The sequence below is a fragment of the Bacillus cereus group sp. Bc061 genome (assembly GCF_027715825.1).
In the GTDB taxonomy this organism is placed as follows: domain Bacteria; phylum Bacillota; class Bacilli; order Bacillales; family Bacillaceae_G; genus Bacillus_A; species Bacillus_A paranthracis.
This window is the reverse complement of the sequence record NZ_JAQFTZ010000024.1, coordinates 1-10,199: the sequence shown is the minus strand read 5'-3', so window position 1 is coordinate 10,199 and position 10,199 is coordinate 1. Positions and strand designations below refer to the sequence as shown.

Sequence of the window (10,199 nt, the reverse complement as noted above, 5' to 3'; positions counted from 1 at the left end):
TTTTATTTTTAAATTAAAAATAGAGTATTTTACATTCAATTTGAATGTAAAATACTCTTAAATTAAATAGATTTTTAAATTAAATTTTGTTGTAAAACAAAACAGAAACCTTGTTATAACAACAAAAAACCGAAATCGAATGAAACGTACGATTTCGGTTTTTCTCGAAAAAGTAAAAAATTCGTGATTTGGCGCTATGGATTGGCAATGCCCAATAAGGCTAACATACAACGCCACTCATTGATCAATACGGTCGATCGTGTATTGACAACGAGCATCTGCATTGTATGTTGTATAGCCAATGTCCAACCTCATAACGCGCCTGGTTTAGTTACCCAAAATCCTTTGAAAGAACGATTTCTTCTCTTTTCGTTCTTCACGATCTTTCCGTTTTTCTTCTATCAAAACATTAATCAAATCTTGATTACGATTTTCCACTATTTGTTCCAGCTTTAGTTTGTCTTCTTTTAATTCTTTCATTTGCGCCGCCATTGCTACTTGTAGCGTTATGCTTTGTTCCAACTTCGTTGATAAATCTTGAATCATTTCTTTTTGTTCCATCATCATTTTTTCCAATTCCGAAACGACTTTGTGATCTTGCAAAGCAGGTGTCATGTCTTCGCCATTTAGCCACGCACGGACTTGCTTATAGCTTAAACTTTGATCTTGAATCATCTTTTTAATTGTCACGAATTTATTTATATCTTCTTCCGAATATCTACGATGATTTCCTTTTGTCCGCGCAATTTCTAAGTTAAATTCCTTCTCATATAATCGTAGTAAATCATTCGAAAGTCCAGTAATTTCCGAGACTTGCTTTTGCGTATATTCCTTGTTTTGTTCCAAGTATTCCACCTCCATATTTAAAATCTAGAATTAAGTTAAACCTCTCTACATAGGGCTTTAACTCAATTCTAGAACGTACTTGTCCTAAGTTTAATTCTAACTTTAAACCATTTTATTATTCTATATTTTATTCTATATTTCTTTATTATATTTTATTTTACCTTTATTTAAAAAGGAATCCTTGCGGATTCCCTATGCTGCTTTGCTAATTCTTTTTGGTTTGTCTGGCGTAATATAGTGCCTTGCAACCACGTCTATGCGACTGTGGCCCAGGCAAAGTGAGCAATATAGTCTTCTATATTGTTCATGAGAAAAATTGTTTTTGAATGTATTATTTTTATTGATTCGTTTCATCTCGTTTTTCAATCTTCGTTTGATCTGCAATTTATTGCTTCCCTGTGCTGCAAGGTGTTCTGCAATCAAATCTCTGATTTGTGATTTACTCATATTACGAGTTGAATCATAAATGTTTTGTGCATATGCCTTTCTAAACGAATGCGTTGTGTACCTGGATTCTTTCGTATACAAACCTGCGGCCATGGCCGCATTCTTTACCTGCTCTTGAACCAAAGAACTAGCTCCTTTTGGAGACATTGTATCTCCATTTTTCTTTCTAAATTCAAATACTAGCGCACCAGGTGATTTCCCATCTATAACACCTTTTAAAAACGTTTTTGCTTCTTCACTCAACTTCACTCTACGAGTGAAGTTGTTTTTATCTTTATGAAACGTTAAAAATCCTTTTTGGAAGTCTATATCCTCTACTTTCAGCTTCATCGCTGCCGTTATCCTTGAACCTAATAATTGTTGGAAATGCACTACATTTGAAATGTTTTCAGCATTTCGTGTGACGTTTGTATTTTTACCTGTTTCACAGGCAAACTGTAAATTATCATTCAGATGACTACGAACCAGATCAGCCTGTGGCATCGTTGATTTTCGTGCAGAAATGTCGTTTTTCGACCTTGTGACTCCTTTTTCTAATAACATTTCCAATCGTTCATCCTTCAATCCTGTACGGATTGTGACAGGTTTTCCATCTTTCTTACCTAAACACTTTGTTTCTTTCACAATTACTCGTGCTTTTTCGATTGAATGTACTACTTTTTGAATTGAAGAACCTGCAAAATCACCTTTTTCATATCGATCCACCAAATGGTCTACATATGCATCTACCATCCAGCCACGCCAATGGTTAGGATTCGCTTTTTTTGGTCCATAATTTTCTTCAAACCATTTTGCCATCCGATTTACTGCTTCTTGATAGGTCTTATTTCTGTTCGTTACAAGTCCCTCTTGGCGACCCCTTTCGAAAATCTTTTCTATCTTTTTTTCGTATGTTTTCAATGTCATCACCTCCCCAAAAAACTAACTAAAAAGATCTAAAAAGCAAGTTCAAAAGCTAAAAAACAAGGTCAAAACCAGATTGTGGGCGTAGTTCAACAAGCACTTTTATTATTATCTGTCTCTCGGTTTCCTTCCCAGTCATCGAAGGAACCCGAGAGACAAACAACAATGCGCCGCCATCATGAGTAGTCGTATCTCCCCTCATTCGTCATACCGCACTAAAGAATCTCACATTATCTTCTTCGAAGATAACTGCTCAGTGCAGTTACAGACACCCCTCAAAATCCTTACGGATTTATCGCAATGCACGCAGAGACCCTTCAGAATCCACGCCCAATCCGTACCGCTACGAATTGGCTGCCCAAGCTTGTTTTATGAGCCCTTGGGGCTACCGCGCCTTTCGGCATGTTCTCGAAATTGAGAACGACGAGATGAGAGTACTTCTTACTAATCACATGTAACAACAAAGTGCTTTCTAGTGTTGCAGAATTGCTGATAAATCAATTTTTCTATTAAATTATCTCCTCCATTTCTAATTTTAATTTTGTGTTGCTTATTTTTGACCAGGTACCTAAAAATCGTTCTTCATTTCGTCAAATAAGACGATTTTCTCACCTATCTAATATAAAACCATTAAGAAGCTGAAAAACAACAAATTCAAAGAGATACAAGCTTTAAAATTTGTTCCAATAAAACAATATGCTATGAAGTACTAAAAAAGAGCTCAAGCATGAATAATTCCTCCTAATTTTTTATTTTTTCCTTATATATAATGAAATTGATTCAACAAGTTAACGTCGTTGTTATCAATAGAGTAATAATGTCATTTATTTTTTATCCAAAAACTAAGTTACAATACAATCGCATTCAGTCACGAAATACGCATTTTTCTATGCAGGTCGTGGAAATAAAATAGAAAAAAGAAATAAATAATGTTGTGATTAAATTATACCGTCGTTTCAATTAGTCAAGTAAAAAAAGAGAAGCCTTTACGACTTCTCTTTTTTCTTCTTAAAATCTTCTTCTATCTTCTTCAAATCATCCTTTTTCATTGCTCCGATTTCTTTCCATTTATCCATACCTTCGTCTTTTGAATACCCTTTATCATCACGTCTTGTTTGTACCTTTGATAGCAATGCAGAAGAACTTAATTGAATGAGTTCTGTTAATTCCTCTAAAGTGAACCAACCATCTACATATTCCTCTTCTTTTTCCTCAGATGGATTTTCTGCTTTCGCTTCATGTTGTTCTAAACGATCTAACGTCATTTTCTTTCGTTCACGTTCTAATAAATCAGAAGCCATTTTATCCGTTCTCATTTCCCTTTTCTCCAGTTGTGCCAGATTTGGGTAGAGTTCTTTTAACGTTAAATCATACCCAATGTAACCCTGCAGAAGGAAAGAAGGATTAAAATCCATTGACCGTGGTGTAACGAAATCTAACAATCTTCTAACATCTGCATCTCTAAATTCATTCAAAATCGCCAAATCTTCATCATCAAGCGAATTCAAATTGAATTCCTTGATATTATCCCATTGATATTTTTCTTCCTTTGCACAGATTGCTTCAACTAAGCGATGAAGTGTTTCTTGGCATTTGGGAATATCCGTTTCTAATAAATCCTTACGGATTTTTTCCAATTGCAGAAATTCACGATTCGTAAGTTTCGAGTAAATTAATTTCAGTTGTAAACCTACTTCTAGTTCTTCTAAAAAATTAATATATTCCTCAAAATACTTTTCTATTTTTGTGAATGTATTTAACTTTGATCCTAAACCCCAAACACCTTTAAACTTACGAAAACGCTCTTGGTACGTTCGCGCACGAACTTTCAAACGTTGTTTCGTATATTCTAACAACTCTTCCCTTTTTATGTATTCTTGTATATGTTTCTTTGTTTTTTCTACATAAGCAGATTCATTTTTTACTTTCAATTTGCGGCCATTATTGAGGTCTGATTCATTCACTTGTACAAATTCTTGTTTGATGAAATCAAAATAAAAATAATCCGTTGTCTCGAAAATTGTATTTGCTTTGTAATGACGATAGTCATTACTATTTCTAAAGACATGTTCCCCAATAAATACAACTTCCAACATGCCGAAAGGCATAACAGTCACATTCGCGCGAACCGAAATGAAGTAGTTATTCATTGGAAAGAAATCTGTTTGTCCCTTCGAAAATACCCCTTTATTATATAAAACATCTTCTTGCTCATTCACATACGGGTAGGTCACCAAAAAGTTCTTAAAATCATACTTTATGTGCCTTTTTACTAAATCAAAATCAGCTCGATACATAGTGGTTGCATCTAATACTTTTTGATCTACATCTAAATTAGGAATTTCCAAAAAGCTTTTCATAGCAACTTTTATAACTTCCTCTTCAGACATATCTTTCAATACTCCAATTGTTACATCTTTAAATTCCAATCCTCTCACCTCCTAAAAAAATATATTTATTTCATATTTTCTTCTTTCTCTTCTTCTATCAAAATACTTCTAAATAAAAAAAAGAAAAAAACTAATCCAATCATCGCTGGTGGAGTAATAAACAAAACTCCATCCCAACTTACATTTGTAAGTACATCCATAAAAATGCCCCCTAAAAACACCAAAACGCCAAAAATATATATAAATCTTTAAGTTCTACCATATAGAACCGATCTTTGTGATAGAAACAAATTTTCCATCGTAATATACATAGTTAAAAAAATGAAAGGAGATGATACATCATGAAACATATACTTATCAATAGTGTTGTTACTATTACTTGTACTTGTGCAGGTAATCTATTAAGTCATTTCATTCTTTCTCTTATGTAAAAAGAACATAACAAAAAAAACACTACCGTCAAGAGAAAAAGAAGATGGGACTAACTGAACTTCAGTTGTTTGTCACAGTTTCTTTTTTTCTTGTAAGATAGTGTCTCATTAATACCCTAATTCTTTTTTCAACTTATCTGCTTTTTCTTTTAGTACTTTTAGTTTGTTTTCATATTCTTTGTTTCGTTGTTTGTTTTTTTCTTTTCTCATTTTTACTGATTCTGAAATCGTAAATGTTTTTAGTTCTTCTAATTCATCTTGTTCTTCATTTTCTTTTTCTTCTAACATAAAAGTACCTCCCAGTAATACAGAACACACCCCATCCCGTATTAGTGTATATGCAGGATTCCACCAATACATTATATGTTTGTAAAAAGATAAAGAGTGCTAAAAGATAAAATCTTTTAAGTTCTTTTATTTCTTTTAAGAAGTTATATATTCTCCGAATATATATACCTTTTTTTACAATCTTAACTGACACACTTTACCCCAAATTTTTCATTTGGAGTTTCGTGCGATTCCTAAGTCTTTTCGAATGGATTTTGCATATGCTTTTACTGTTTCAAATTTGATTCCAGTCTTTTCTGCAATTTCCTTGTTTTTAACTTTAGGATTCTCTTTTAATTCATTTGTGATTGCTTCTATTTTTTCTTGTTTACCCATTTCATACTCTGAACGTTCTTTTACACCATTGTTTCTTCGTTTTTGGGTAACATATTTGGTATTACGAAATTGGTGTTCTTTATCACCAATGATTGTTTCTAATTGTGATTGTTCTTCTAGTGTAATATCGAATACTTCAATGAGTTTTTCATTACTGTAATTGTATCCGTCTTTTTCATTCTTTAACCAGTTGTTCCAGGCCGTCTCCGCACTGTTTGTGCGTCTGATTAAATCATGGTCTGAATACGGAGCATTTACAGTTGCAAAACTATGATAAAAGTCCAACATTGCACAAATAGCTGATTTTTCATCACCATGACTACATAAGTGCCAATAACGATATAAGAAACAAGCATATTCACGATTTCCAGTGATACAACCACCGCGCAATTCTAATACAAGTTTCTCTAAATCCATTAATCTTGTAATATGTAATGAACGTAATTGTTGTGATGAACCCCACTTAAACTTTCTCCATAAAGGATAGTTCCCTTGTGTGATTTTCCCTGCTTTTTTATATTCTTTTTTCTTATGTGGTTTTGGTCGTTCCATTGGTCCAATATATGTTTTGTATAAATCATCAAAACTATAAAAATCATCGGTGAATACATACATTTTTACACGTTCTTTTGTTCCTGAATGAATAGAATTGTTGGCTCTCAGATAACGCACCGCATCGGTTGCGGCTGGATCAGCACCAATTTCTTTTAATCCTGCAAGGATTAATGATTGCATCTTTTTCCATTCAAACTCACGGAAAAATGGAATCGGTGAATGTTTCCATAACGGCTGCCATCCTCTTGCTTTTAACAAAGCAGTTGGTCTTGGCATCTTCTTTTCTTCTACTAATTTATCAATCACTTTCATGATTTGTTCATATGTATAGCCACCGTCAATGATCTTATAATCATCACAATCACTATACAAGAACTGCAATTCACGCAAAGTGGACACTTTTCTTGTTGTTGGAAATGAAAGTATATTTGGAACTAAATATTGATCTTCTTTTCCATTTGTTTTCTTTGCTATATCACGACGTAATGTTTTGTAATCAAAACCAGCTTCTTGGAAGATGACAATATCTTCTTTTGTTTGATAATCGATTCCATCAAACTTCCAACCTTTATACAGATAACGTGAACGGTTGTCCATCATATCTGGAATCCACCCAAAATAATATTCCACCTGGTCCTCGAAATCTCGTAAAATCTTTGGTTCATCGAACCAAACCATTTTTGATTCTTTTGTACCATTGTATATTTGAATTGGATTTTTACCAATTCGACTTTTTCTTACTAAGTCTTGAATTGTATATTCTCCTGCATCAACAAGACTGAATACACCCATATAAAAAACCTCCCTTTTACACAAAACGTGTTAGAAAAATTGGAAGGTTAAATCTCTCATTTTTATCCGTTATCCCATTTTGTATTTGTTTGCAAAACAAACAAAATTTATTTTCTAAATTAAATACAAAAAGGATTGTTTTTAGGTTTGACAAATATACTTATTGTAAGTATATTTATTTTATAAAACCTGTTATCAAATTTCTTTTTAGCGAGAGAGATTTTACCTGAAACGACGTTGGCGCGTCGTTTTTTTCATGCAATTTTTCCTGTCATCTTGTTCTAAATATGCACTAAATTTCGATAAAAATCTAGTAAAATATTCTTTTTTCTTCGTCATCCTCTTCATCATAATCCACATACATGACCATATCCTTCATTTTTCCTGCACTTTCATCATAGAATTTCTCCATGATGGTATAACCATCCAAACGAGGTTTTTCCTTTAAATACTTATATAGAACTTCATATTTCTTAGAAGATTCCAGTACATCTTCTCTATGGATTAGGTATTCCATGAACTTACGTTCCTCTTCTATCGTTGGAAACGTATTACTGTACTGATAAAAACCATACATTTGACCTTCCACATTCGTAAGTCCAATCGCTACGCGATCTATAAAGAATAATTCATCATTTTCCTCCAAAAGACTTTTGTCCAAAACCTCTGTAAATATAATCGTAAAATGCTCCAAAGCAGGATTATGTATTTCTTTTGCTTCAACAGTATAGTGATCTACTTCAACTGCATTTTCTTGAATTAAAAGCTCAATTTTCCCATATTTTATTTGTGTAAACTGCATATTATTTATTTCCATTATTACACCTCCTATTTACCTTAATTTGAATTAATTTCTCGTAATTCCTCTTCGCTTCAATTCTCTATACAAAGAAGCTTTGCTCACGCCTGTTATATCTTCTATTTCAGAAATGATTCTATGATTCTGATACATCTTAATTGCTTCTTCCATTCCTGATTTTGACCAATTTCGAGGTCTTCCCAAGTGCTTTCCCTGTGCCTTTGCAACGTCAATTCCGACACGTTGTTTTTCCTTTAAAGTCTTTCTTTCTAAATCACTGAAAGCTGACATGATAGTTAAAAAGAGTTTCCCTGTTGGTGATCTTGTATCAATATTCAAATCCAACAGAACAAGATGAATATCTTTTTTCTCTAATTCTTCTACTAATTCAAGAAGCTGTATGGTATTACGCCCCAAGCGGTCCATTCGGACCGCCACGAGCGTGTCTCCTGCTTGTAAGCTATCAATCAATTGATTCAGCTTCTTCTCTTCTGCGATGCCTGTTATTTTTTCTGTTACGATTTCGTCACATCCGAATCGCTCCAGCAATACTAATTGTGAATCCAAATTTTGATCAGAGGACGAAACCCTCGCATAGCCGTATATCATGTTGTTTTACCTCCTAAAACTTAATCTTCATCCTGACACCAACAACCTAATTGAATTGTATAAACTTCTCCACACAACCCACACGTTGCTGATTCATCATAGTTTTCACATGCCTTACAAAATTCTTCCCACTCTTCACATATACTTTCACAAACTTCACATTTCCACATGAAAATTCCCCCTTATATTTGAAACGTACCTTTGGTACACTATAACCCCTTATTCCTGCGTTCCGCCCTTAGAGTCCCAAGGACTTTCTATAACGTAGACCTTTGATACACTTATGTATAAAAAAATTACATATCTAATTGTTTGTATGTTTGATAGACTATCACCTCTTCAAACACCCAGACCAAAAGACTGTTTGGAATGGTACTTCTTAAAACCTTAACTGCAATGTACCCCGATTTTTTTTTGAAAACAAGGGTTGATGAAAATTTTTTTTGAAACCGTGGAAAGATTGAGGTTACTCAACCTTTCCAGTTTCCTTTTCATCTTTTTTCGTACCACGAGTTTTTGGTGCAGATTTCTTTACTTGTGCTTCTAACTCCTTGATTTTCGCTTCTAATTCGGCTATTTTTTGATCTTTTTCTTCTTTTAATACGTTCATTTGTTTTTCAAGTTCTATATTCTTATCTATTTGATGGTCATATAAATTCTTGTAATCATCTCGCGTCAGCTTCTTCTCAGCAATAAAACGATTAATTTCCTTTATATGAATCTTTCTTCCTTTCTTATTGCTTTGTTTCACTGATTTGATTTTTGGATTCTCACAATTGATAAGGTTGTACAACTTACGATAATTCCATGATTTGTCGTTCAATTCTTCACCGATCTTCACTGCTGCGTCTTCAATAGAATACAAACCTTGTTCTTTCTCGTATTCTTTTAAAATGTCTTCAGGTTTCTCTTTTAGGTCTAAAATTTGCATGATTTTCTCACTGGAAAATTTTCCCTTTTTTAAATCTTCGATTTTACTCACAACTGATTCAATATTTTCAATTTTCATAATTTATTTTTCCCCCTATTTTTTAAAATAAACTTGTCCTAATCTCTACCTTAATTGTAGCGCGCAAATCATTTCATTTCAAGTTTTTTGACAAATAATTTTCATTTATTTTACAACGTTTTGTAAAATAAACTTACATGTATTTATTTCACATTTTAAAATAAATATCCTTTATTTTATTTTTTATTTTTCTTATTTTTTCCTTTGTTTTATTTTAAAATAAAAATAAAACATTATCATAAACATTGATAAATCAACGTTTCTTTCCCATTTTCTTATTTATTTTACATGAAAACGAAAAACATTTATTTTTTTATTTTACACATAAATGTAAAATAAATATCCATTCCTTGTCCTCATAGTTTAAATTAAATAAAAAATAAATTAATCCTTTTTTATTTTAAATATTTTTGTAAAACAAATCTATTTTAATTTAAAATAGATTTGTTTTTAATTCAGTTTTAAATTAAAATTTTTATTTTATTTTAATTTAAATTTTAGTTGTTTTTATTTTCAAAATAAATTAAATTTATTTTGTTTTACAATTATTTTTAAATTAAATTTTATTTAATTTAAATTTTATGTTAATTTAAATATATTTTTAAATTAAATTTATATGTAATTTATTTCTTTTTTTAATTTATTTTTATTTTTAAATTAAAAATAGAGTATTTTACATTCAATTTGAATGTAAAATACTCTTAAATTAAATAGATTTTTAAATTAAATTTTGTTGTAAAACAAAACAGAAACCT

General features: G+C 31.9%; 10 protein-coding genes. All 10 read right to left on the bottom strand.

Annotated features, from left to right (window positions below):
* Nucleotides 1–327 precede the first annotated feature (327 nt).
* The 10 genes from PDQ40_RS27880 to PDQ40_RS27835 all read right to left on the bottom strand — a co-directional run bounded on the left by PDQ40_RS27880 (nucleotide 328) and on the right by PDQ40_RS27835 (nucleotide 9,444).
* A complete protein-coding gene (locus PDQ40_RS27880) occupies nucleotides 328–846 on the bottom strand; it encodes a MerR family transcriptional regulator (protein ID WP_442866585.1) in 519 nt (172 codons plus the stop codon).
* A gap of 192 nt (nucleotides 847–1,038) precedes the next feature.
* On the bottom strand, nucleotides 1,039–2,193 hold the full coding sequence (locus tag PDQ40_RS27875; protein ID WP_270691778.1) for a site-specific integrase: 1,155 nt from the start codon (nucleotides 2,191–2,193) through the stop codon (nucleotides 1,039–1,041).
* A gap of 989 nt (nucleotides 2,194–3,182) precedes the next feature.
* A complete protein-coding gene (locus PDQ40_RS27870; RefSeq protein ID WP_270691777.1) occupies nucleotides 3,183–4,625 on the bottom strand; it encodes a hypothetical protein in 1,443 nt (480 codons plus the stop codon).
* A gap of 26 nt (nucleotides 4,626–4,651) precedes the next feature.
* A complete protein-coding gene (locus tag PDQ40_RS27865) occupies nucleotides 4,652–4,786 on the bottom strand; it encodes a hypothetical protein (RefSeq protein ID WP_270691776.1) in 135 nt (44 codons plus the stop codon).
* A gap of 339 nt (nucleotides 4,787–5,125) precedes the next feature.
* Nucleotides 5,126–5,305, bottom strand: a complete 180-nt coding sequence (locus PDQ40_RS27860) for a hypothetical protein (RefSeq protein WP_270691775.1) — start codon at nucleotides 5,303–5,305, stop codon at nucleotides 5,126–5,128.
* Nucleotides 5,306–5,515: 210 nt separating this feature from the next.
* Entirely contained in the window at nucleotides 5,516–7,027 is a 1,512-nt protein-coding gene (locus PDQ40_RS27855) for a hypothetical protein (protein WP_270691774.1), read from the bottom strand.
* A 310-nt stretch (nucleotides 7,028–7,337) separates the two neighbouring features.
* Entirely contained in the window at nucleotides 7,338–7,844 is a 507-nt protein-coding gene (locus PDQ40_RS27850) for a hypothetical protein (protein WP_270691773.1), read from the bottom strand.
* A gap of 30 nt (nucleotides 7,845–7,874) precedes the next feature.
* Nucleotides 7,875–8,435: a recombinase family protein gene (locus tag PDQ40_RS27845; protein ID WP_270691772.1), complete on the bottom strand. Its 561-nt coding sequence runs from the start codon at nucleotides 8,433–8,435 to the stop codon at nucleotides 7,875–7,877.
* A gap of 20 nt (nucleotides 8,436–8,455) precedes the next feature.
* Nucleotides 8,456–8,605, bottom strand: a complete 150-nt coding sequence (locus PDQ40_RS27840; RefSeq protein WP_270691771.1) for a hypothetical protein — start codon at nucleotides 8,603–8,605, stop codon at nucleotides 8,456–8,458.
* Between the two features lie 296 nt (nucleotides 8,606–8,901).
* Nucleotides 8,902–9,444 carry a hypothetical protein gene (locus tag PDQ40_RS27835; protein ID WP_270691769.1) on the bottom strand — a complete coding sequence of 181 codons (543 nt, stop codon included), beginning with the start codon at nucleotides 9,442–9,444 and terminating at the stop codon, nucleotides 8,902–8,904.
* Between the last annotated feature and the right edge of the window lie 755 nt (nucleotides 9,445–10,199).

What these genes read in the sequence shown, in the direction of transcription:
- PDQ40_RS27865 (WP_270691776.1), bottom strand. Translation starts at nt 4,786, where the DNA reads ATGGATGTACTTACAAATGTAAGTTGGGATGGAGTTTTGTTTATTACT.
- PDQ40_RS27860 (WP_270691775.1), bottom strand. Translation starts at nt 5,305, where the DNA reads ATGTTAGAAGAAAAAGAAAATGAAGAACAAGATGAATTAGAAGAACTA.
- PDQ40_RS27855 (WP_270691774.1), bottom strand. Translation starts at nt 7,027, where the DNA reads ATGGGTGTATTCAGTCTTGTTGATGCAGGAGAATATACAATTCAAGAC.
- PDQ40_RS27850 (WP_270691773.1), bottom strand. Translation starts at nt 7,844, where the DNA reads ATGGAAATAAATAATATGCAGTTTACACAAATAAAATATGGGAAAATT.
- PDQ40_RS27845 (WP_270691772.1), bottom strand. Translation starts at nt 8,435, where the DNA reads ATGATATACGGCTATGCGAGGGTTTCGTCCTCTGATCAAAATTTGGAT.
- PDQ40_RS27840 (WP_270691771.1), bottom strand. Translation starts at nt 8,605, where the DNA reads ATGTGGAAATGTGAAGTTTGTGAAAGTATATGTGAAGAGTGGGAAGAA.
- PDQ40_RS27835 (WP_270691769.1), bottom strand. Translation starts at nt 9,444, where the DNA reads ATGAAAATTGAAAATATTGAATCAGTTGTGAGTAAAATCGAAGATTTA.